Genomic DNA, 23,096 nt, shown 5'->3' with positions numbered 1-23,096 from the left:
GCCCTTATTTTTCATACTTTTGTACTCGTTATTTTTAATTTAACTCAAAATGAAATATAATTTCGATGAAATCATCAATCGCAAGGGAACTAATGCCTTAAAAACAGATGCTCTTACGGCACGTTATGGTGACGCCGACCTCATCCCCTTATGGGTTGCAGATATGGACTTCAAGTCACCACCGGCAATAACGGAAGCCATCATCGAACGAGCTCACCACGGCATTTTTGGTTATACTTGTGCATCTCAAGAATATTATAATTCTATTATAAATTGGGTTAACCGCCACCATAACTGGCAAATCCAACAAGAATGGATTACATTTATTCCCGGAATAGTAAAAGGAATAGCCTTCGTTTTAGATTGCTTTACGTCCAAAGATCATCAGATAATAATACAACCACCCGTATATCACCCTTTTCGTATAATCCCCACTTTGCACCATCGTATTGTTGTAGATAATCCTTTAACATTGGAAGCCGGACAATACAAAATGGATTTGGAAGGATTGAAGAATATAATCAATCCGGCTAGTAAAGTACTGATACTTTGCAATCCTCACAATCCGGGTGGAAGAGTCTGGACACGTCAGGAATTAATTGATATAGCTGAAATATGCTACGAACACAAAATATTGGTTATATCAGATGAGATTCATTCAGATTTGGCATTTGCTCCACACAAGCATATTCCATTTGCCAGCGTGTCTGAGAAAGCTGCGCAAAACAGCATTACATTCATGGCTCCCAGCAAAACATTTAATATAGCGGGTATTGTAAGTTCATATTCAATTATTCCGAATGATGAACTCAGAAAAAAATTCAACAAATATTTAGAAAGCAGCGAGCTTGAAGAAGGTCATATATTTGCTTATTTGGCAGCACAAACCGCATACGAGCATTGCGACGAATGGTTGGCACAAGCTAAAGAGTATATGTGGAATAATATCAAGTTTGTAGACGAATACCTAAAAGCCAATATTCCTCAAATAAAAGCAATGACTCCTGAAGCATCATTTCTTGTATGGCTAGACTGTAGAGAACTGAATCTTTCACAGAAGGCATTAGTTTCTTTATTTGTAGACGATGCCAAATTGGCACTGAACGATGGCGAGATGTTTGGTAAAGGGGGAGAAGGATACATGCGCTTAAATGTGGGTACACCTTTAGCCAACATACAAAAAGCGTTGGATAATCTTAAAAAGGCAGTACACGCAAAACAAATACATGACTAGAATTGTTTCTATTACAATTTTGGGCACGATTATTGTCATACAAAAATAAAGTAAAAATAGGTCTTAGGACTTGGTAATTAATCCATATAAACAATTAATAAATAAAATGAAAATTTCAACTAATAAGTTTGTTGCTCTATCTTATGATCTGACAGTTGGTGAAGGTGAGGAACGTGAACTAATGGAAAAGGCTACAGCTGAGACTCCTCTTGAATTTATCTTTGGTACAGACTCTATGCTTCAGGCCTTTGAGAAGAACATCGATGGATTAGCTGAAGGAGATTCTTTCGATTTTACACTCACACCGGAAGAAGCATATGGCGAATACGATGATGATCATGTGGTTGATCTCCCACGAAATATATTCGAACAAGATGGTGTATTGAATGAAGAAGTAATCTTTGAAGGAAATACAGTTCCAATGATGGATACAAACGGAAATCGTTTGAATGGTTCTGTTGTGGAAGTAAAAGAAGATGTTATAAAAATGGACTTCAATCACCCGTTAGCAGGAGAAACATTAAATTTCTCAGGAAAAGTACTAACTGTAAGAGAATCGACACCTGAAGAAATTGCAGCATTGTTTGCACCTCAAGGTGGTGGATGCGGATGCGGTTCAGGATGTGGTTGTGGCGACGGAGAAGAAGATTCTTGCGGATGCGGCAGCGAAAAAGAAACAGCTGGCGGATGCGGTTCAGGATGCGGATGTCACTAATAAGTGATTGACATTAGATAATATATAAAAGACAGATGCTCAAAAGCATCTGTCTTTTTCTTTTATCCGATTATTTCAATTCGGGCAAACTTTAATAACAATTGCTTTACTCCTGAGTTTTCAAACTCTACAGTTGCCTTACGACTATCTACATCACCTGTTACTGCGGTCACTTTTCCGATGCCAAAACGTTCATGTTTGATAATAGCCCCTACACCGACCTCGCCTGCATTACTTCCCGCCGACGCTTTAGGTGTAGCTGTTCTAGCATTTACAAATTTAGGTTGACCGAAGCTTTCATTTTTCGGTTGGGATAGAGGAGTTGATTCTCTTTGTACAGATCGTTCCGCATGAGTAGTACGAGTATTGGATGAGTAGTCAAACAGTTCTTTGGTATATGTCTCAGGACGATTGAGAACACCAAAGCCTCCTGATCCGAGTACTCCGGCATTTACATTCAGATAATTCGTATCAATGTCTCTTAAGAAACGACTTGGATTACATGCATTAATCTGACCGTTACGAAATCGGCTTTTCGCATAAGTTATCATACAAAACTCCTTCGCCCGTGTTATGGCCACATAGAACAAACGTCGTTCTTCTTCAAGTCCTCTGAATTCATCCTTTGCCATAGCCGAAGGAAAAAGATCTTCTTCGAGCCCTACGACAAATACATTATTAAATTCCAATCCTTTAGCTGCATGGATTGTCATCATGGTCACTTTCTCTTTATCGGCTTCCTTGTCGGTATCTTGATCACTGAGAAGAGATACCTCGGAAAGAAAGTCCATCAATCCTATTCCTCCCAAACCTTCTTCCTGACGACTCTCACAGAACTCATGGATACCTCCGAGTAACTCCTGTAAGTTCTCTTGACGGCTCATACCTTCGGGTGTCTGATCTTGGTATGCATCAGAAGCAATACCACTTTCCTTCACAATACGGGTAGCCAGTTCGTAAGCAGAGAGCTCTTGTAATTGGGCGATAAAGCTTTCTATCAATTCTTTGAAGCCAGCCAATTTCTTTGCAGTACCGGCATTAACATCCAAGTTGAATCCCAACGGGTTACTGATTACCTCCCATAAGCTTACATTATGCAGGCGTGCTGCATCAGCTATCTTATTTAAGGTCGTATTGCCTATACCTCGGGTAGGGAAATTAACGGTACGGCGGAAAGCTTCCTCATCGTACGGATTAACGACCATACGAAAATATCCTATTACATCTTTTATTTCTTTACGCTGATAGAAAGATAGTCCACCATAAATACGATAAGGTATATTCTTCTTTCTCAATGCTTCTTCAAAAATACGAGACTGAGCATTTGTACGATACAGAATTACAAACTCACTGTATGGAGCATTCTTATCACGGCGCAAATCCCATATCTTATTAGACACAATCACCCCTTCCTCGAAATCGGAGAAAGCACTTGCTACCTCAAGACGGTCACCTTCCTCATTTTCGGAATATATTGTCTTTTTTATTTGATCTTTATTTTGTTTTATCAAGCTATTTGCAGCATTTACGATATTCTGGGTAGAACGATAGTTTTGCTCGAGTTTAAACAGCCTGGCTTCCGGATATACCTCCTTGAACTTTAATATATTTTCAATATTTGCTCCACGAAACGAATATATACTCTGAGCATCATCCCCTACCACACACACTCGATGATGTGCATCAGCAAGCTGTTTCACAACAAGATACTGAGCAAAATTTGTATCCTGATACTCATCTACCAGTATAAACTGATAACGCTCTTGATAGGCAGCTAACACATCCGGGTGATCTCGAAACAAGCGGTTGGTATAAAACAGCAGGTCATCAAAGTCCATTGTATTCGATGCCCTCAACCGATTGTTATATTCTCTGTATATATCTTTTATCATGGGCATCTTTGCTCGCTGATCGTATTCTATAAGCTCTTTGTTCTGAGCATACATCTGAGGAGATATGAGAGCATTTTTTGCATTCGATATGATCGATTGCACACGTGCCGGCTTGTATACTTTATCATCAAGCTGAAACTGCTTTATTATGGTTTTTATAAGATTACGAGAGTCGGCAGAATCGAAAATAGTGAAGTTAGCTGTAAATCCTATTCTTTCTGCCTCGGTACGTAAGATTCGTGAAAAAACGGAGTGAAACGTACCCATCCATAAGTAACGGGCATATTGCCAGCCAATAAGCTGCGCTATACGTTCTTTCATTTCACGTGCAGCCTTATTGGTAAATGTTAGTGCCAATATACTTTGAGGATGATAGCCTTGCTGCATTAAATAGGCTATTTTGTATGTCAATACACGAGTCTTGCCCGACCCTGCTCCGGCAATAATTAGAGAAGGTCCGCTATTATATTCTACAGCTTCGCGTTGTTGCTTATTTAATTGATCGAGTAAATTATCCATAAAAAATTTGAGATAGGATAACAAAGGTAATGCTTTTTCAGCGAACAATAATCAGCTTATCGCCTACAGAAGTACATGTATTTTTCGTACCCTTCAAATTAATCTATATAAATATTATAAGGTTGAAAGAATATATCTGCTAACTTTGTTTTTGTTACAGTAAATAAATATTGAAAGTATTAATCATAAATCGGAATAGATAGATGTATGTATTTATATCTCCACATTTTGACGATGCCATAGGGTCGGCCGGAGGTGTTATAAACAGACTCGTTGAATCTGGAGAAGAATGTTGCATAATGACCATTATGACAGCGATACCATGGTATCATCCCAAATATGCATATTATGTATTACATAGACAATCTGAAAACAAGAGTGCAGCCAAGGCTTTAAAATGCAGTGTGAAAAATGCCCCGTTTCTGGATGTTGTATACAGAAAAGGGATGAGAAAACTGATGAAGCAGGCGAAGAAAAAGTTGTTCACAGTAGAAGTTACAGAGTATGATTTGATTGAAAAGATCCGGGATTATATTCTGATAAATACAAAGCCTGATGATATATTGATTGCTCCGGCAGGACTCGGCAATCATATAGATCACCGTATCGTGAATATCGCAGTTCAGGATCTCGATAGACGTGTTTATTTCTACGAAGAATTCTATTATGATATTGAACAGACGGAATCGCCATTGACAGCCGATTATCCATACGTGTATTTAACAAAGAATGAAATTTCTGAAAAATTAGATGCAATGTTGATGTATAAGAAAACCCTACGAAAACTATTTCGCAGAAATTGGAAAGAAAGAACGGCCCACTATTATATGAAAGAACGTATACATGCAGGCAAGCCTTATGAACGGTTTAACGATATTACTTTTATAGATGGGAAATAAAAAACTAATAGGATCATTAACATCTTATCCGGCTAGGATAACGACTGTTCACCGTGTAATTGAAACTATTTTAAATCAATCGGTATCACTGGATAAAGTTATTTTGTATCTGGCCGATGAACAGTTTCCAGATCGACAATTGCCACAAACATTAACTGATTTGGCAAAAAATGGAAAATTTGAAGTCCGGTGGTGGGCACGCGATATCAAATCATTTAAAAAATTGATTCCGGCATTAAAAGAGTTTCCGGATGATAATATTGTTACATTCGATGATGATATTTTGTATCCACCCAATATAATTGAAAGATTAATAAAGAAACACCAGAAGTACCCACATGCTATTTGCGGATGCCGTATTCGGTTAATAACCTCTAAAAATGGTGATATTGGAGAATATAAAACATGGAAGCGATGTAAAAAATGGCGATTATTTTTGTACGGAGGCAAACCAAAATTTAGAAATCTAGCGACAACAGGTGGTGGCACTTTATTTCCGCCGCATTCTTTACATCCAGACGTTTTCCGCGATGATATATTTATGGATCTTTGTCCAACAACTGATGACCTATGGTTTTGTGCAATGGCAATTCTTAATGGGACAAAAACTGCTCCTGCAGGAAGCTCTGAGAAAATAACAGTCATAGAAGAGTCTCAGACTGAGGCTTTGATGTATGACAACACACAAGGGAAAAAACTCAATGACAAGAATATGAATAATATTATGGATGCATATCCCGCAGTAAGAACTCGCCTTATCAATCGGAATAAAAAGTGACAAAATAACGGTAAAAAAACGGTGTTTTTTTACCGTTATTTTGTCACTTTATTTTTCTATTGGATATGCTCTATTCTTCAATTTATACTAATGACTACAAACTTTACTTACATCTACCGTAAATCCATTATCATTTGAAGGCATAAATTTTCCTTTATTCTTAAGAAACACTATTAATTCATCAATATTCATATCTTCTGCAGAACAAGCATAAAACTTTTGATCTTTACCAAATTGTTCAATAATGGCCTCCTTTAAAGAAGACTCCGTGTAATTATTTCCTTCCATCATATGAAGTACTTCATGAGCATGCAATTGTTCCATAATTATCTTATTCTTAGTTTTCCACACAAAGATAAGGAGTAAACAATCAGAAAGAACGTAACATATGTTACACAGGTATTCCTCTTTACTTAAAAAATATTTTTATTTAGTTTTCTATTTTATTGTATCTTTATGTGTTCAAATCTAAAATCAAAAAAGTTCATGAGAAAAACCCTTAAAACCATTTGTTATTTTTTACTTGTAACCGCTACATTAGCCGGATGCGAGAACAAAATTCCACTAAAGGCTAATTACGAAGTTATCCCATTACCTCAAAGTATAACTTTGGCGGGAAATGAAAGTTTCACGTTAAATAGTAATACTCAGATTAGTTATTCGAAAGGCGATGAGATACAAAAGCAAACAGCCGAATTTCTGTCCGAGTACCTCAAATTGAGTACAGGTTTGAGCCTAAAAGTAACAGATAAAAAAGTATCTGAAAACTCGATTACACTCAAAGCTGATTATCAGGCAGAGAAGCCTGAATCATACAGTCTTATTGTAAACAGCAAACAGATAATCATTAACGGGAAAGACAATGCCGGAACATTTTACGGAGTACAAACATTAAGAAAATCGATCCCCGAAGATGCATCAAACAGTACAATTCTCTTTCCGGCTGTAGAAATAAAGGATTACCCACGTTTCGAATACCGAGGAATGATGCTTGACGTAGGTCGCCATATGTTTCCTGTAGAGTTTATAAAAAAATATATAGATATTTTAGCTCTGCACAACATGAACCGTTTTCACTGGCACCTTACTGATGATCAGGGATGGAGAATAGAGATAAAAAAATATCCCGAACTCACCAAGGTAGGGTCTCAACGTGCTCAGACTGTTATCGGAAGAAACTCTGCTAAGTATGACGGAAAACCTTATGGTGGTTATTATACACAAGAGCAAATAAAAGAGATAGTAGCGTATGCTCAGAAACGTTTTATAACCATTGTTCCGGAAATAGACCTTCCTGGCCATATGTTGGCTGCATTATCAGCCTATCCTAATCTTGGTTGTACAGGAGGCCCATATAAGGTGGGTGAATCTTGGGGTGTATTTGACGATGTGCTATGCGCCGGTAATGAAGAGATATACACTTTCCTAGAGAATGTATATTCTGAGCTTATAGAGCTATTCCCATCTAAACTTATACATGTAGGTGGTGATGAATGTCCTAAAGTGAGATGGAAGGAATGTCTTAAATGTCAGGCTAAAATTAAAGAATTAGGACTTAAAGGAGATACAAAACATACGAAAGAAGACATGCTACAAAGCTATGTAATATCTCGTATGGAGAAATTCTTGAATAGTAAAGGACGTGAAATCATCGGTTGGGACGAAATACTCGAAGGAGGATTAGCTCCGAATGCTAAAGTTATGTCGTGGAGAGGCATGGAAGGCGGTGCATCTGCTGCAAAAATGAAACACGAAGCAGTGATGACTCCTACATCTCATTTATATTTCGATTATTATCAGACAGATGACACAACGGGAGAACCTCTTGCTTTCGGAGGGTTTGTTTCTGTAAAGAAAGTATATAGCTTCGAACCTGTTCCTAGTGAACTTACAGCGGAAGAAAGCAAATATATAATAGGTACTCAGGCTAACTTATGGACAGAGTATGTAGTAGACTCTAAACAGGCAGAATATATGGTATTGCCTAGAGCTGCGGCATTAAGCGAAGTGCAATGGACAATGCCGGAAAAGAAAAACTATGAATTTTTCCTGCCTCGCCTTGGCAAATTGATGAACCTATATAAAAAGCTGGATTACAACTTTGCAACGCATGTAGTAGACATTAGTTCCGAGATTATTCAAGATGCAGACAAAGGTGTAGTAAATGTAAAACTTTTCACCTATGATAACGCTCCTATATACTATACTCTAGATGGTAGTACGCCATCGACTAAGAGTATAAAATATCAACACCCTATCGAGATTAGTTCAACAGCAACCATAAAGGCTATAGCATTCAGAGACAAGGAACAAAGCAAAGAATACAGCGAATCTTTTGAGTTCAATAAAGCCACATTCAAAAACATCAAACTGGAGAATGCCCCTCACAAAAATTATACTTACAACGGAGCAATCACGTTGGTAAATGGAAAAAGAGGCGGCACCTCTCATGCGAATGGAGAATGGCTCGGCTTTTATAATACAGACTTCGTTGCAACTATCGACATGAAAGAACCGACAGAAATGTCAGAAGTTACTACGGGGACTTTTGTTAGTCCGGGATCGTGGATTTTTGGAGCAACAGAGTATATTGTATCTCTTTCTGAAGATGGAGAATCTTTCAAACAAGTATTCGAAGAAAAATATCCAATAGTAGATAAAGAGAGCCCGAGTGATAGAGTGCAGGATTTGGTCGCTAAATTCCCAACACAGAAAGCTCGCTATGTAAAAATAACAGCAAAAGTTACCAAGTCAATCCCAGACTGGCATGTAGGGAAAGGAAGTCCCTCATTCGTATTTGTTGACGAGATAATCATTGAATAAGAAAATGTAATGAAAAACAAAGAAGCAATCTGATCAGATTGCTTCTTTGTTTTTTATATAGAATATATTTGTTTCAACAGTTATACACAACACTATATATTTTACTGCGAATATCTACCAAGTTACGCTCAATATCAATATCTCCGTAAGACATTAGTTTCATCGGAATGGCATTCCCATCATTATGATAAGCCGGTTGCTGATATTGTACATTCTCCCACAATCTGAACCCTAAACGCTGATAAAAGCCGATACGGCGCTCGGATAATATGGTTGCAGGAAGTTCTACTTCAAGAATTATAGGCCTAGATGTTTGCATAAACAATTCCATTACTTTACGTCCGTAACCTCCATTTCGGAAGTAGGGTGAAATAGCAAAGTGTTCTGCAAAAATAAATTTATCTAAGTCCCAATATGTGAGAAAACCAACTAATTTACCGTCTTCTATCGTTACAGATATAACAAATGGACTTTCACCTTTATGCAAATCGAGCATTTTCTCGAAAGGGCGTCGTTCGCTAAGAGGAAAAGATTCGATATAAAGATTTTCTATAAACGAAACCTCCGCATGATTTGATATATCTAATTCCTTAATCTCCATTTTCTTGTGTTATTTTTATTAATTCCCTTGGCTGGTTTTTACTTCTTTCAAGTAACCGTCCTCGCATTTTACGATACGTCCGGGATATTTTTGTACAACGGCATAATTATGCGTCGACATGACTACAGCCGTACCATTTCCTGCTATAGTATGAAGTAATTGAACAATCTGCCCCCCCATCTCAGGATCTAAGTTTCCGGTTGGTTCGTCAGCTAATATAACCTCCGGTGAGTTGAGTAAAGCACGAGCAATAACAATTCTTTGTTGTTCTCCACCCGAAAGTTCATGGGGCATTTTATAGCCTTTATTTTGCATACCAACCTGAGTCAGTACTTCATTAATCCGTAGACTTATTAAATCTTTGTTTTTCCATCCGGTAGCCCGCAATACAAATTCAAGATTCTTTTCTGCCGACCGGTCGATCAATAATTGAAAATCCTGAAAAACAATACCTACTTTTCTTCTCAAGTAAGGGATTTGTTTCTTTTTGATATTTTCCAACTCATAGTCCAAAACTTTTCCTGTACCTCTAACTAAAGGTATCTCATGATACATACTTTTGAGAAGAGTACTTTTTCCTGAACCAACCTTGCCAATCAGATACACAAAATCTCCTTCTCTGATAGTCAGATTAATATCACTTAATATTGTGTTGCCAGCTCGCTCGAGATCAACACCTTCGTATTTTACAATTATATCTTTTTCTGTATCCATAATTACTCTATTTCAACAGTTAAACAATTAGCAGATACTATTTGCTCACAGTCTACGTGTTTTATTTCTTATGCCTCTTTTGAAGCTCTCTAGCTAAATCTTCGATGCTCAATCCTTTGGATGTAAGCAAAACAATCAAGTGATAAAGCATATCGGCAGATTCATAAATCAGACGATCATCAGTACCATTACATGCTTCTATTACAGATTCTAAAGCCTCTTCTCCCACTTTCTGAGCCATGCGGTTTATTCCCGATTGAAAAAGAGATGTGGTATATGAGCCTTCCGGCATTTCTTTGTAACGTTTCTCTATAAAATGCTGTAGATATTTAAAGAAAAGAATATCTTCTTTATTGTCCTCTTCAAAGCAGGTATCAGCCCCTGTATGGCACACAGGACCAACAGGGTCTACCTTAATGAGTAGTGTATCGTGATCGCAATCGTCTTTTATACTAATCACATTAAGAAAGTTACCACTCTCCTCCCCTTTTGTCCACAGACGCTGTTTCGTACGGCTGAAAAATGTAACTTTCCCAGTCTCCTGAGTTTTATTCAGAGCCTCTTCATTCATGTAGCCCAACATTAGGACTTTGTTTGTTACATTGTCTTGTATAATTGCAGGGATAAGTCCGCCCACTTTATCGAAATCAAGTTTCATCTTACATTTATATTTTCTTTTTTCAAATACTCTTTCAAATCTTTTATCGCAATCTCCCCAAAGTGAAAAACACTAGCAGCAAGTGCTGCATCGGCTTTACCTTCGACAAAGACATCCCGAAAATGTTGCATATTTCCTGCGCCTCCGGATGCTATGATCGGGATATTTAATGTTTCGGATAACATGCGCAAAGCTTCATTCGCATAGCCGGTCTTCACTCCATCGTGATCCATACTAGTGAATAGGATCTCTCCTGCTCCTAAACTTTCAACTTCCTTTGCCCACGAGAAGAGTTCTTTATCTGTCTTGTTCCGTCCTCCACTTGTATAGCAAGACCATATTCCATCTTTGAGGCTGGCATCTATCGCACACACACACACCTGAGAACCAAAGTTTTTGGCGATCTCTTCTATTATTTTCGGATTTCTGATAGCCGTCGAATTTACCGAAATCTTATCAGCACCCGCATTCAAAAGTCTGTCTACGTCAGAAAGCTCATTGATACCGCCTCCTATAGTAAATGGGATATTAATATTTGCAGCAATACGCTTAACAAGGTCTATAAAAGTTTTACGCTCTTCGTGCGATGCTGTGATATCAAGAAAGACTAATTCATCGGCTCCTTGCTCACTATAACGTACTCCCAATTCGACAGGATCTCCGGCTTCTCTGAGATTGACAAAGTTCGTTCCTTTTACAGTTTTCCCATCTTTTACATCAAGACAAGGTATAATTCTTTTTGCTAACATGTATTCTTTTTATTTTATCTCCTACTCAATTCTTTTAGCGTAACTCTATTCTCATAAATAGCCTTCCCTAAAATAACAGCAGGCACTCCTGATTTTTCTAAATCAAGTATATCCTGAAAACAACTTACACCACCACTAGCAATGAGATACAAATTCGGAAAAACATTTAATATATCCTTATACAAATCAATCGATGGGCCTTGCAGCATACCATCTTTGCTAATATCGGTACAAACAACTTTCGATATACCTTTTTGGTTATAATCGCAGATAAAAGGAATTACCTCAACTGAGGTTGCTTCCTGCCAACCCGACACGGCAATCTTATGATCTTTACAATCGGCACCAAGTATAATCTTATCTACTCCATATCTGGTTATCCAAGAAGTAAAAAGCTCCTTATTTCTGACAGCAATGCTGCCTCCGGTAACCATTGATGCACCCGAATTAAAAGCAATTTCAATATCCTCATCACTTTGCACACCTCCTCCAAAATCAATGATAAGGGATGTGTTGGATGCAATTTTCTCCAATACTGATTGATTGACTATATGTTTTGCTTTAGCTCCATCAAGGTCTACCAAGTGTAAACGCCGAATACCGGCACCTTCAAACATTTTGGCAACCTCCAAGGGATCTTCATTATATACTTTTTTGGCTTCATAGTCTCCTTGCGAAAGTCGTACACACTTCCCATCAATTAGATCTATAGCCGGAATTATTTCTATCATTTATATCAGGTAAAAAACGGTATACTTAGAGGATATTTCCAATACTCTCCATTATTGGCTTTTACGGCAGCAATAATAATAAACACAATCTCAATTATTCCTAAAGCGATAAGCATAGGTATACCAATAAGTACGAGGCAAAGTATGATTGATATAACTATATAGATAAGCATACTCAACATAAAGTTGGCGATATTCTTACCATGCCTACTTACAGCCTCACTCTTATCCGCATTAACCAGCCACATCACAATTGGGATAACAAAACCCAATCCGGCAATAATGAACCCTGCAAACTGGGAAAGGTGCATCAACATCAAGTATGTGTTTTCTTCCATCCCGAGTGAATTTCTGGTTTGGCCACTAAAAGAGGAATTCAGGATTTTATCCTTTTCTCTTTGATATTCTTCTTCTGATATGGCTCCCTTCGATCTTAGATCTTCCAATATTCTCAAATCCTCATATTTATCCATAACAAAATGACGTTTTTTTAAAGTAAAACGATAATCCTGTAAAGATAATATAAAGTTGTAAGTTATAAGATAAGTGTTAGGCGTTTATTACACGTACTTTACCTGATATCATTTCCAATTCACCACGATCAACTAAAAAGCGAATGGTATCCAAGATGTCTTTTTGATTATATTCAGACAATGAACTGACAACATGATCCACAGAAAATAAATCACTCTTTATCAAACATTTTACAGCCTGAGCTATTTCATTAAACGTCTTATTATTTAGCCCCGAACCATTCTTAGCCAAGCATATATCACACTGCCCGCAATCATTTATTTTCTTTTCGCCAAAATAAGAGAGCAAAATACGACTTCGACATATTTCATTTTGTTCTGCATAATGACTAATCGCCTCTATGCGTTTCTCGAAGCGAAATCTACGATCTTCGTTCACTATTCGGGGAATATTAAGATACTTAACATCTATACGAGGTTGGGTATAAGCAATCAAAGGAGTTTTTTTATGAGGTATAAAATCAATAATATTTCTTTTATCTAGCACCTTGAGCATCTCATAAACTGCATTCCGCGACTTATCCATCCTTAAAGCAATCTCAGCCTCATTTATAGTTGCATAATTAGTAAAAAGTCCGGTATAAAGTCGCAATATTGTGTTTACCAATTGCTCATACTCCTTATCAAAATTATAATGGTATAAATCGTCTCGGTAAACAGTAAACATGAGCCTAGAACGATTATCTACTTCATCCGTATATTCAATATAACCGGCAAGATCAAGAATTTTTAAAGCATTATGTACAGGCAGTATTGGCAACTTATACACCGAACAGAATTGATGGATATTAAAATCATAAATCATACCTGTTCCATAACCTTCAGCTATTTGAAAAAAATAAGCTAAAGATTGATATACCTGAAAGATAAACTCCCTTTCAGGAAATTCATCTCTTATGCGCTTTTTGAGTTTAGCACTATCATTTCTATCGTACAATATAACCGCATAAGACTTTTCTCCATCACGCCCTCCACGTCCCGCTTCCTGAAAATATTCTTCGATAGAATTAGGTAGATCGGTATGTACTACCAAGCGGACATCGGGCTTATCTATTCCCATTCCAAAAGCATTTGTACAAACTATTATTCTGATCTCATTATTCTTCCATGCATTTTGCTTGCGTATTTTATCCGAAGCATTCAATCCGGCATGATAGAAATCGGATGAAAAACCATTTTTAATTAAGAAATCAGATATCTCTTTCGTCCGCTGCCTGCTACGCACATATACAATAGTAGACCCTCTTATTTTTTCGAGAATTCGAACTAACTCTTCTTGTTTTCCCTCTGTGCTACGAACGATATATGCCAAATTCTTACGCTCGAAACTTTTTCGGAATACATTTTTTCCCTTAAAGTGAAGCTGCTCTTGGATATCATCTATCACATCAGCGGTTGCAGTCGCAGTGAGAGCCAACACTGCCACTTCGGCTATATGCTGACGTATCTCTACGATGCGCAGATAAGACGGGCGGAAATCGTACCCCCATTGAGAGATACAATGCGATTCATCGACTACAAGTAAGCAGACATTCATATGTTGAAGCTTACTCAGGAAAAGTTGCGAGGCAAGCCTTTCAGGTGATACATATAGAAACTTATAATCACCAAATACAGCATTCTCGAGTGTAGTAATAATCTCCTGGCGAGTCATTCCCGAATATACAGCCAAGGCTTTAATTCCTCTTTCACGAAGATTATCCACCTGGTCTTTCATCAATGCAATAAGAGGGGTAACAACGATGCAAATACCCTCCATAGCCATTGCCGGAACCTGAAAAGTTAGAGATTTCCCTCCTCCTGTAGGCATAAGCCCCAATGTATCTTTCCCTTGGCTAACGGAATGGATAATATCTTCCTGTAATGGACGAAACTCATCGTAACCCCAATATTGCTTTAATATTTTGTTATATATATCCATTCTAAAAAACCTATTAATAAATATGCCAACATCCCAATTTGATTATAATATTGGCATATTGGCACATTAAATTCAGTTTATTCCTATATTAGTTTTTCATTGGACGAATCTCTAATTTTATATTAGTACCATCCAAGGATTTACCTATTTTTTCCTGATCAAATTCTGACATGTGATAAGGGTAAAGAACTTTCGGCTGTACTTTTTTAGCAGCATCAACAAACATGTCGTCATTCATTGTATAAGGAAGATTTTTGGGTAAGAAAGCGATATCTATCGTACCTTTCAACTTATCCATTTCAGGGATATTTTCGGTATCTCCTGCTACATATACTCTTTTATCTCCGAATGCTATAATGTATCCGTTTCCTCTACCTTTTGGATGATAGACTTCTCCATCCGGCTTTTTATTCACAATGTTATATGCAGGCACAGCATCTATATGCAGATTAGCCCAGTGAACATGATCACCATTATTGATTACATCACCATATTTAAGGATTTCATTACATACCTTAGATACAATAAAATGTGTATCAGCCCTTTTCACGGCAGCAATAGCTGTACTATCGAGATGATCTCCGTGCTCGTGAGTGAGCAGTATCAGATCGGCCTTAGGCAACTTCGAATAGTCTGCAACTTTTGAGTACGGATCTACATGTATTATTTTCCCTCCAAACTCGAACATAAGTGAGGCATGACCCACGAGAGTCACTTTCAAAGGCCCGGCACTGGTTTCATACACATCCGCTTTAATATATTCAGGTTGAGTATTCATACTTAATGAATCGGTTGATGCTACAGATGAATTTGCTGTAGATTTATTACCACAAGAAACGAATAAAACTGTAGTTAATACGAATATTGATAATAATGATTTCCTCATAAGCTTAATAATTTTGAAGTTAGCAAAATTGTCCGGTATCAATATCTTTCACATAAAGCTGAATATTAGTCTTGCCGTTATGCGTATTTTCTTCCAATGTATAACATATATCAAAAGGCTTACCACTTTTAACCTTATCTGAACTATCCTGTTGTCTGAAAGCAATTCCATTTACAGGTGTCGACATTGTATCGTCTATCATTTCAAGCTTGAGATGAACATTATCTTTTCCCACCAATTTGCTTGTACCATAATCCATTACATTGCACGTAACAAATATAGGATTCAGGTTTTCAGGACCAAAAGGAGCAAAAGCAGCTAAATCTTCAGTAAACTTCTGATTTATTTCCTTAAACGAGAGTTCAGCATCGACACGTATCTGAGGACGCATCATCTCGGGAGCAATCATTTCGAGAGATAGGGCTTCGAAACGGCTTTTGAATTCCTTTAAATTTTCTTCTTTCAATGATAATCCGGCAGCATAGGTATGTCCTCCAAAGTTTTCTAAAATATCTTTGCAGGCTTCAATCGCCTTGTAAACGTCAAAACCCATTACCGAACGGGCAGAACCTGTAATTAACCCTTGAGACTTGGTAAGAACAACAGCAGGTCGTAAATATTTTTCAGTCAAACGTGAAGCGACAATGCCGATAACACCCTTGTGCCATGTTTCATTGTAGATAACGATACTTTTCTTCTCTTTCATATCTACATTTTCATCGATAAACTGTATTGCTTCTTCTGTAATTCGTTTATCGAGCTCGCGGCGATCATCATTATAATGGTCTATATTCATACTTTTCTCACGAGCATCTTCGATCGTGCTCGACAAAAGTAAATCTACAGCCTCTTTTCCTTTCATCATACGACCCGAAGCATTGATGCGTGGTCCGATTTTGAAAATTATATCATTAACTGTAATATTCTTATATGTTAAACCGCAAATATCAATTATACCTTTAAGTCCTAAACTGGGATTGGAGTTTATCTGTTTCAATCCAAAATAGGTAAGTACCCTATTTTCTCCTGTAATAGGTACAATATCGGATGCCACACTTACAGCTACCAGATCTAGCAAATCTGTAATTTCTGAAAAATCGATTTTATCATTGGTGATCACCACATGCCCGATGATGTCTTGCCCGATGCGGTAGCTGTAATAGATGCCAAACGTTTAGACTCTACCTATCCTTACGAACATCTTTCGGGATGCGGAGTCGGCTTTAAGCTTGTGCAGGCATTGGCTCAGAGTAATAAAATCGATCCCCTTGCTTTTAGCATAGTCTATCTTTTCATTTGCTTTTATGCCGCAGTCGAGCGCAATGATCAACTTAACGCCTGTTTCCTCTGCATAGTCTATACCTTGTTCGGATATCCCATAACCTTCATCGTAACGGTCGGGAATATAATAATCCAGATTGGTAGTAAACTTCCGAAGAAACTTGTACACAAGAGCAACCGCAGTTGTTCCGTCTACATCGTAATCTCCGTATATAAGTATACGTTGTTTTTGTCCCAGTGCCTTTTCTATTCTCTTTATAGCCTTATCCATATCAGGCAACAAGAAGGGGTCATGCAAGTCTCTCAAACTAGGATGAAAGAACTTACGGGCCTCTTCGGCAGAAGATATCCCTCTCTGAATCAAGAGTTGGCAAAGAACAGGGCTTATGCCTAATTTCTTAGCAAGCTCATCTCTCTGCTCTTTTTGCTGGGTTGTTAGGGCTTCGTAATTCCATTTGTAAATCATTATATATAGTTTTTCTTTCTTCTGTCTCAAGAGAGATAGGCTAGCATTTTTTTGTTAAATATGACAACAATATGCCCTTTTGCCAATCTCTTAGTACGGCTATTTATATCGAAAAGTAGCCTAGTACGAATTCGTAAAGATAATATATATAAGTGAAATCAGTATCGCCGATTTTACTTTTTATTTTTTATTATGATAGAATAATCTATGCACAAAACACAAATACAATCAGGCTATCGATCGATTTATATGTATAAAAAAAGTCTTACTATTTTTAGTAAGACTCTATATCATTCGGAGCATATATTACTTTACATTACTTGCTTTCAATCCTTTGATAACCGATGACGTAAACCCCGCATGCTCCATTTCATTAAGTCCCTTTATTGTTATACCTCCGGCAGTGGTTACCTTATCAATCTCGGCTTCGGGATGGGAGCCATTTGCCTCAAGCAGCTTCACTGCACCCAACAACGTCTGCATCACTATTTCTTTAGCCTGATTTGGATACAACCCCATCTCCACACCACCTTCCATCGCCGCTCTAATATAACGAAACGCATAGGCTATACCGCACGATGCCAAAGACGTTGCTGCAGGCAATAGCTTTTCATCGATTAATTCTGTTTTTCCTAATTCATTAAATATATCTACAATCTGTGTTATATCTTCTTTTTGAGCATTCAGAGTAGAAACAAAAGTCATACTTTGTTTTTCGGCAATCGCTGTGTTTGGCATCACCCGAAAGATGCTTTTCCCGACTACCGACCAACTCGCTAACTGCTCTAATGAAATACCGGAAGCAACAGACACCAATATCTGAGCTGGATTTTTCAATCTATCTTTGTTTTGTAACAATACTTCCTCTATAAGCCATGGTTTAACTGCAACAATTACAATATCGGCTGTATCTAATGAATCGTATTCACTGGCGACTACATTTAAGCGTTCTGCCGAGTCTTTCATCCGAGTTGCCGAAGCCGAAGTTTTCGTAATGACCGTTATATCCTGAGCTTTAAAAAGTAAGCCGGTAGACAATCCTCGAGCAATAGCTCCACCCATGTTTCCGCCGCCTATAATCGATATTTTCATATACTTATTTATTATAGTGTTTCTTTATATAGTCTTTATAATCTTCTTTCTAGTTATATATCTCACTTATGAAAATTATAGAACAAGTCAACCTTTATCAAGATTCTTTAGTGATAATTAATTCCTAAATTAATATTTACTATTTTAGTATTCTACTTTTCTTGTTCGATGGATGCCACTAAAACGTAAAATTATCAAAAAATATTTCTTTTTTATCTAAAACACCTCCAATAACAAGATAATTATTTCATTTTCCTTACTTTTGCACAAATTCTAAATTATGCTCGATAGATTATTCAAGAAAAAAGACATTTCGGTTATACTTGGAGAGCCTTCAGAAAACAAAGAAGGGCTTAGAAGAAGTCTGACTGCGACCAACCTTATAACCTTAGGAATTGGAGCCATTGTAGGCACAGGTATTTTTGTCATTACCGGTCAGGCAGCTTCAATGTATGCGGGTCCGGCTCTAACGATTTCTTTTGTTATATCAGCACTGGGATGTGTTATGGCTGGTTTATGCTATGCTGAGTTTGCTGCAATGATACCGGTATCAGGAGGAGTGTATTCCTACAGCTATACTACAATGGGTGAAGTATTAGCTTGGTTTGTAGGTTGGATTTTAGTTCTTGAATACCTTTTCGCATGCTCCAGCGTTGCTGTGGGATGGTCGGGCTACATGCTCAGTTTATTAAATGAATGGGGGATACATTTCCCTGAGCAAATAGCAGGGGCCACTTTCGATCACCTGAAAGACGGAAGCTGGGTGTGGACAGGGAAAATCATCAATTTTCCTGCTGTATTTATCGTAGCCATAGTTTCCGCATTTCTTATTGGAGGCATAAAGCAGTCAGCTCTTGTCAACAATGTGATTGTAGTTATAAAAGTCGGTGTTATTCTATTATTCATAGGTTTTGGTTTATCATATATCGACACAAGCAACTGGGTACCATATATCCCTGAAAATACAGGAGGGTATGGAAACTTCGGATGGACAGGAATCCTTCGTGGGGCTGCTGTTGTTTTTTATGCATATTTAGGTTTTGATGCCTTGTCTACAGCAGCTGGAGAGGCACGTAATCCTCAAAAAGATATGCCAAAAGGTATCCTTATATCATTACTTATCTGTGCTGTTCTTTATATTGGTGTAACAACAGTATTGACAGGAATCGTAAATTATAAAGACCTCAACGTAGATGCACCCATCGCGTTAGCGATCGACCGTGCAGGTGAAGGTTTGGCATGGCTGAGCCCCTTTATCAAGCTTGGAGCTATTGCCGGACTTAGTTCCGTAATCTTAGTTATGATGTTAGGACAATCACGAATATATTATGCTATTTCAAAAGATGGTTTATTACCAAGTGTCTTCTCTAAAGTAAGTCCGAAACATGGCGTTCCTCATAATGCAACCATATTCGCCAGTATTGTAACAGGGTTAATAGCAGGTCTATTTCCATTGCATGTACTCAGCGAACTGGTATCAATCGGCACGTTAATGGCATTCACTATAGTTTGTATATCAATTGTTATACTACGTAAAACACAGCCAGACCTAAAGCGTCCATTCAAAACTCCACTTGTTCCATTTGTTCCACTCTTAGGTGCTGCTATATGTATCGTACAAATGGTATCTCTACCTTGGAGCACATGGGAAAGAATGATTGGCTGGACTATTTTAGGATTCATTATATATTTCACTTATGGCATTAAGCATAGTAAGCTGAATAATAAATAAGGCATTGTGCAGAAGGAGTCATTCGTACAATCACTCTTAGTTACCAATACAGATCTTTAAGAAATTTAATTTTGAGTTTTAAAATCATTTTGACACGCAACTAATACAAAATAGTTCAAAAAGTTATTATTTTTGTCAACACACATAAAATATAACAACTTAATGAAAGAACAACTACTCCGCAAGAAGGATATTGCATCCATTCTCAAAGATTCCCTCCAAGAAAAGGGTGGATTGAAAAGGACCTTATCAGTCAGGCATTTAATAGCCTTAGGCATAGGAGCGATCATCGGTACCGGAATATTCGTTCTTACAGGAACTGCCGCTGCAAATTATGCTGGCCCTGCCCTGACAATTTCTTTCATCATTTCTGCATTGGGATGCGCAATGGCCGGACTTTGTTATGCGGAGTTTGCATCCATGATTCCCGTGGCAGGAAGTGCCTATTCTTACAGCTACTCTACATTAGGAGAATTCTTTGCCTGGTTTATAGGCTGGGATCTAATACTCGAGTATCTGTTTACGGCCGGAACTGTAGCTGTTGGGTGGTCGGGCTATTTTGTGAGTTTCCTCGACGACTTCGGATTGCATATACCAATGAATATGCGCCTAGCTCCATTCGATCACACCTCCGCCGGAGGTTGGATTACAACCGGTAGCATTATAAACTTCCCGGCTATGTTTGTTGTGGCAGTTATGTCTGTACTGTTGATTCGGGGAATAAGTCAGTCTGCTACGTTAAATAACATTGTAGTTGTCGTTAAAGTTGTTGTTATACTATTATTTATAGGTTTTGGGCTATCATTTATAGACACTGCCAACTGGACACCTTACATTCCTCAAAATACAGGCGAATTTGGTCATTATGGTTGGAGCGGAATATTTCGTGGTGCAGGAGTTATCTTCTTTGCTTACATCGGATTTGATGCAGTATCAACAACTGCGCAAGAAGCCAAAAACCCTCAGAAAGATATGCCCAAAGGAATACTGCTATCGTTACTTATATGTACTATCTTATACATTGCCGTCACGGTTGTGTTAACGGGAATAGTAAATTACAAAGAATTGAGCGTCCCTGCTCCCATCGCTCTGGCTATAGACAATGCGGGAGAAGGTCTTGTATGGCTGCGTATGCCAATCAAAATAGGTGCCATAGCAGGATTAAGCTCTGTTGTTTTGGTTATGATGCTTGCCCAATCACGTATATTCTATACGATATCTAGAGATGGCTTACTTCCTAAATTCTTTTCGAAAGTACATCCTAAATATAGTACACCTCACAATTCAACGATTGTAACCTGTATTGCTGTTGGTCTTATAGCAGGGCTTCTGCCGATAAATGTACTCGGAGAGCTTGTGTCTATTGGAACTTTAATGGCTTTCACGCTGGTATGTATATCAATAATAATTCTACGCAAAACACGTCCGGATGTAGAGCGTCCATTCAAAACTCCTCTTGTTCCTATATTAGGCGTTTTAATATGTCTGTCGCAGATGCTTGCCTTGCCTTTGGATACTTGGCTCAGGTTGATAGTATGGATGGTTATAGGTTTTGTTATTTACTTCACCTACGGAATTAAGCATAGTAAACTCAATAAGAAATAATACAAAAGAGGTTGTACCAAAAGTAAAATACTTTTATCATTATCCGTCTTGTCTTTTTTAGTGTAATGGAGAATCTCGGCTATTGAGATACGAGATGTTTCACTTCATTCAAACTTGACAGATGATAAAAAATATTTTCGGCACAACCTCTTTAATCTTTATAATTAGTAGGTTTGTTACTTCAGTTCCTTAATTTTTACATTTTTAAACCACACTTCATCACCATGATCCTGTAGTAAAATATTGCCTTCCGCTGCATTTCCAAAGTTAGGCCAGTTTGCGTATTTACTGTAAGCAACCAATGCATTCCACATCTGATTGTTACGCTCATACTCAACAATTTTAACGCCATTCAACCAATGTTGAACTTTATTGTCAATAACTACAACAGTCGCAGTATTAAAACCACTCTTGATAAAAGGTTTATCTGCCGATGCCGGAATCAGATCATACAACGAACCTAATGTTCTATTCCCTTTTACTCCCAATTTTGCATCCGGGTGTTTTTCATCATCAAGTATCTGGAACTCACAACCAATAGCAGAACCCTCGCCTTTATTTAAATCTGGGTTTACAAAATACTTTATTCCACTGTTTGCTCCTTCTGTAATTTTAAAATCTACTTTCAGTATAAAATTCTTATACTTACGGGTAGTTACAATATCGCCGCCATTCGCCGACTCGCCGCCACCGCTTTTCAGTACTTTCAAAATACCATTATCTATTACCCAACCCTTAGATGGGAAAGTACTAATTCGGGCTCCTTTCCATCCTTCTGTTGTTTTACCATCCCACAATAATTTCCACCCATCTCTTGTTTCTTGTTCGGTCAATACATTATCTTGAGCAAACAGAGACATCGTAAATAAACTTATAGCAACCGCTAATATATATTTCTTCATGTATGATATCTGATTTTATATTTTATAATATTGTTCCCAATCTTTGCGCGGAGGAATTCCGGTCAGCATTGCGTTGGCAAACGCATTATTTGTTATTTGTTTTGTTCTACTGTCGAAATAAAATTTCGTATTCAAGCGTTGAGCCATTACTCCTAAAGAGAAAACCTGACTTAATGGTCCATGAATTTCAAACGGAGAACGAGTCTTTTCTACTCCTGTACATGCTAGCAAGAAGTTTGCGAAATGATTTGAAGGGCTCTTCGGTACTTCCGGTAATTTAGAAGCCATATCCCTAGCCTTGCTTTCCGGTATGATAGAAAGTGTAGTACCGAAGAGCCCTTCAAATCATTTCGCAAACTTCTTGC

Annotated in this window: 17 protein-coding genes and 4 pseudogenes; 7 read left to right on the top strand and 14 right to left on the bottom strand. The window is 37.7% G+C overall.

Going from position 1 to position 23,096, the window contains the following annotated elements:
• Window positions 1-49: 49 nt before the first annotated feature.
• Together LDB17_RS09610 and LDB17_RS09605 are read left to right on the top strand one after the other, a co-directional pair.
• Window positions 50-1,234: a MalY/PatB family protein gene (locus LDB17_RS09610; RefSeq protein WP_252636512.1), complete on the top strand. Its 1,185-nt coding sequence runs from the start codon at window positions 50-52 to the stop codon at window positions 1,232-1,234.
• Between the two features lie 106 nt (window positions 1,235-1,340).
• On the top strand, window positions 1,341-1,949 hold the full coding sequence (locus LDB17_RS09605) for a peptidylprolyl isomerase (RefSeq protein WP_006842643.1): 609 nt from the start codon (window positions 1,341-1,343) through the stop codon (window positions 1,947-1,949).
• Between the two features lie 62 nt (window positions 1,950-2,011).
• Here the strand turns inward: LDB17_RS09605 and LDB17_RS09600 are convergent, their stop codons facing one another.
• Complete coding sequence (locus LDB17_RS09600; RefSeq protein WP_252636513.1) at window positions 2,012-4,360, bottom strand: ATP-dependent helicase; 2,349 nt, start codon at window positions 4,358-4,360, stop codon at window positions 2,012-2,014.
• Between the two features lie 203 nt (window positions 4,361-4,563).
• On the opposite strand from LDB17_RS09600, the gene LDB17_RS09595 reads away from it, so the two are divergent.
• Together LDB17_RS09595 and LDB17_RS09590 are read left to right on the top strand one after the other, a co-directional pair.
• Window positions 4,564-5,259 (top strand): PIG-L deacetylase family protein, encoded by a 696-nt coding sequence (locus LDB17_RS09595; RefSeq protein ID WP_252636514.1) that lies wholly within the window; start codon window positions 4,564-4,566, stop codon window positions 5,257-5,259.
• Window positions 5,249-6,037, top strand: coding sequence for a glycosyltransferase (locus tag LDB17_RS09590; RefSeq protein ID WP_252636515.1), 789 nt, complete (start codon window positions 5,249-5,251; stop codon window positions 6,035-6,037). Before LDB17_RS09595 ends, LDB17_RS09590 begins: the two co-directional genes overlap by 11 nt.
• Before the next feature lie 87 nt (window positions 6,038-6,124).
• On the opposite strand, the gene LDB17_RS09585 is transcribed toward LDB17_RS09590, so the two are convergent.
• On the bottom strand, window positions 6,125-6,361 hold the full coding sequence (locus tag LDB17_RS09585; protein WP_252636516.1) for a YecH family metal-binding protein: 237 nt from the start codon (window positions 6,359-6,361) through the stop codon (window positions 6,125-6,127).
• 162 nt (window positions 6,362-6,523) lie between these two features.
• Here LDB17_RS09585 and LDB17_RS09580 point away from each other — a divergent pair, with 162 nt between their 5' ends.
• A complete protein-coding gene (locus LDB17_RS09580) occupies window positions 6,524-8,860 on the top strand; it encodes a glycoside hydrolase family 20 protein (RefSeq protein ID WP_252636517.1) in 2,337 nt (778 codons plus the stop codon).
• A gap of 73 nt (window positions 8,861-8,933) precedes the next feature.
• Here LDB17_RS09580 and LDB17_RS09575 read toward each other — a convergent pair whose 3' ends face one another.
• The 10 genes and pseudogenes from LDB17_RS09575 to proC form a co-directional block, all read right to left on the bottom strand.
• The gene (locus LDB17_RS09575) at window positions 8,934-9,461 is read right to left on the bottom strand and encodes a GNAT family N-acetyltransferase (RefSeq protein WP_252636518.1); all 528 of its coding nucleotides are present in this window, start codon (window positions 9,459-9,461) and stop codon (window positions 8,934-8,936) included.
• 186 nt (window positions 9,462-9,647) lie between these two features.
• Window positions 9,648-10,175: pseudogene (locus LDB17_RS09570) on the bottom strand (cell division ATP-binding protein FtsE); the annotation flags it as partial.
• Window positions 10,176-10,236: 61 nt separating this feature from the next.
• On the bottom strand, window positions 10,237-10,833 hold the full coding sequence (hisIE, locus tag LDB17_RS09565; RefSeq protein ID WP_252636519.1) for a bifunctional phosphoribosyl-AMP cyclohydrolase/phosphoribosyl-ATP diphosphatase HisIE: 597 nt from the start codon (window positions 10,831-10,833) through the stop codon (window positions 10,237-10,239).
• Window positions 10,830-11,582 carry an imidazole glycerol phosphate synthase subunit HisF gene (gene hisF / locus LDB17_RS09560; RefSeq protein WP_252636520.1) on the bottom strand — a complete coding sequence of 251 codons (753 nt, stop codon included), beginning with the start codon at window positions 11,580-11,582 and terminating at the stop codon, window positions 10,830-10,832. Before hisF ends, hisIE begins: the two co-directional genes overlap by 4 nt.
• 14 nt (window positions 11,583-11,596) lie before the next feature.
• Window positions 11,597-12,313, bottom strand: a complete 717-nt coding sequence (hisA, locus tag LDB17_RS09555) for a 1-(5-phosphoribosyl)-5-[(5-phosphoribosylamino)methylideneamino]imidazole-4-carboxamide isomerase (RefSeq protein ID WP_252636521.1) — start codon at window positions 12,311-12,313, stop codon at window positions 11,597-11,599.
• Between the two features lie 5 nt (window positions 12,314-12,318).
• Window positions 12,319-12,786, bottom strand: a complete 468-nt coding sequence (locus tag LDB17_RS09550; RefSeq protein WP_252636522.1) for a DUF4870 domain-containing protein — start codon at window positions 12,784-12,786, stop codon at window positions 12,319-12,321.
• 76 nt (window positions 12,787-12,862) lie between these two features.
• A complete protein-coding gene (locus LDB17_RS09545; RefSeq protein ID WP_252636523.1) occupies window positions 12,863-14,767 on the bottom strand; it encodes an ATP-dependent DNA helicase RecQ in 1,905 nt (634 codons plus the stop codon).
• An 88-nt stretch (window positions 14,768-14,855) separates the two neighbouring features.
• On the bottom strand, window positions 14,856-15,653 hold the full coding sequence (locus LDB17_RS09540; protein ID WP_252636524.1) for an MBL fold metallo-hydrolase: 798 nt from the start codon (window positions 15,651-15,653) through the stop codon (window positions 14,856-14,858).
• Window positions 15,654-15,672: 19 nt separating this feature from the next.
• A pseudogene (recJ, locus tag LDB17_RS09535) lies at window positions 15,673-17,400 on the bottom strand (single-stranded-DNA-specific exonuclease RecJ).
• Between the two features lie 306 nt (window positions 17,401-17,706).
• Complete coding sequence (gene proC, locus LDB17_RS09530; RefSeq protein ID WP_252636526.1) at window positions 17,707-18,492, bottom strand: pyrroline-5-carboxylate reductase; 786 nt, start codon at window positions 18,490-18,492, stop codon at window positions 17,707-17,709.
• A gap of 280 nt (window positions 18,493-18,772) precedes the next feature.
• On the opposite strand from proC, the gene LDB17_RS09525 reads away from it, so the two are divergent.
• Complete coding sequence (locus LDB17_RS09525) at window positions 18,773-20,224, top strand: amino acid permease (RefSeq protein ID WP_252636527.1); 1,452 nt, start codon at window positions 18,773-18,775, stop codon at window positions 20,222-20,224.
• Between the two features lie 162 nt (window positions 20,225-20,386).
• Entirely contained in the window at window positions 20,387-21,829 is a 1,443-nt protein-coding gene (locus tag LDB17_RS09520; protein WP_252636528.1) for an amino acid permease, read from the top strand.
• Window positions 21,830-22,005: 176 nt separating this feature from the next.
• Here the strand turns inward: LDB17_RS09520 and LDB17_RS09515 are convergent.
• Window positions 22,006-22,644: pseudogene (locus LDB17_RS09515) on the bottom strand (DUF1080 domain-containing protein); the annotation flags it as partial.
• 102 nt (window positions 22,645-22,746) lie between these two features.
• Window positions 22,747-23,070: pseudogene (locus tag LDB17_RS09510) on the bottom strand (gfo/Idh/MocA family oxidoreductase); the annotation flags it as partial.
• Window positions 23,071-23,096: the final 26 nt, after the last annotated feature.

The sequence above is a fragment of the Dysgonomonas sp. Shenzhen-Wh21 genome (assembly GCF_043392705.1).
Lineage (GTDB): Bacteria > Bacteroidota > Bacteroidia > Bacteroidales > Dysgonomonadaceae > Dysgonomonas.
This window is presented reverse-complemented; position numbering and strand designations above follow the sequence as displayed.

What these genes read in the sequence shown, in the direction of transcription:
- LDB17_RS09550 (WP_252636522.1), bottom strand. Translation starts at nt 12,786, where the DNA reads ATGGATAAATATGAGGATTTGAGAATATTGGAAGATCTAAGATCGAAG.
- hisF (WP_252636520.1), bottom strand. Translation starts at nt 11,582, where the DNA reads ATGTTAGCAAAAAGAATTATACCTTGTCTTGATGTAAAAGATGGGAAA.
- hisA (WP_252636521.1), bottom strand. Translation starts at nt 12,313, where the DNA reads ATGATAGAAATAATTCCGGCTATAGATCTAATTGATGGGAAGTGTGTA.
- LDB17_RS09545 (WP_252636523.1), bottom strand. Translation starts at nt 14,767, where the DNA reads ATGGATATATATAACAAAATATTAAAGCAATATTGGGGTTACGATGAG.
- LDB17_RS09605 (WP_006842643.1), top strand. Translation starts at nt 1,341, where the DNA reads ATGAAAATTTCAACTAATAAGTTTGTTGCTCTATCTTATGATCTGACA.
- LDB17_RS09540 (WP_252636524.1), bottom strand. Translation starts at nt 15,653, where the DNA reads ATGAGGAAATCATTATTATCAATATTCGTATTAACTACAGTTTTATTC.
- hisIE (WP_252636519.1), bottom strand. Translation starts at nt 10,833, where the DNA reads ATGAAACTTGATTTCGATAAAGTGGGCGGACTTATCCCTGCAATTATA.
- proC (WP_252636526.1), bottom strand. Translation starts at nt 18,492, where the DNA reads ATGAAAATATCGATTATAGGCGGCGGAAACATGGGTGGAGCTATTGCT.
- LDB17_RS09585 (WP_252636516.1), bottom strand. Translation starts at nt 6,361, where the DNA reads ATGGAACAATTGCATGCTCATGAAGTACTTCATATGATGGAAGGAAAT.
- LDB17_RS09610 (WP_252636512.1), top strand. Translation starts at nt 50, where the DNA reads ATGAAATATAATTTCGATGAAATCATCAATCGCAAGGGAACTAATGCC.
- LDB17_RS09580 (WP_252636517.1), top strand. Translation starts at nt 6,524, where the DNA reads ATGAGAAAAACCCTTAAAACCATTTGTTATTTTTTACTTGTAACCGCT.
- LDB17_RS09575 (WP_252636518.1), bottom strand. Translation starts at nt 9,461, where the DNA reads ATGGAGATTAAGGAATTAGATATATCAAATCATGCGGAGGTTTCGTTT.
- LDB17_RS09595 (WP_252636514.1), top strand. Translation starts at nt 4,564, where the DNA reads ATGTATGTATTTATATCTCCACATTTTGACGATGCCATAGGGTCGGCC.
- LDB17_RS09520 (WP_252636528.1), top strand. Translation starts at nt 20,387, where the DNA reads ATGAAAGAACAACTACTCCGCAAGAAGGATATTGCATCCATTCTCAAA.
- LDB17_RS09590 (WP_252636515.1), top strand. Translation starts at nt 5,249, where the DNA reads ATGGGAAATAAAAAACTAATAGGATCATTAACATCTTATCCGGCTAGG.
- LDB17_RS09600 (WP_252636513.1), bottom strand. Translation starts at nt 4,360, where the DNA reads ATGGATAATTTACTCGATCAATTAAATAAGCAACAACGCGAAGCTGTA.
- LDB17_RS09525 (WP_252636527.1), top strand. Translation starts at nt 18,773, where the DNA reads ATGCTCGATAGATTATTCAAGAAAAAAGACATTTCGGTTATACTTGGA.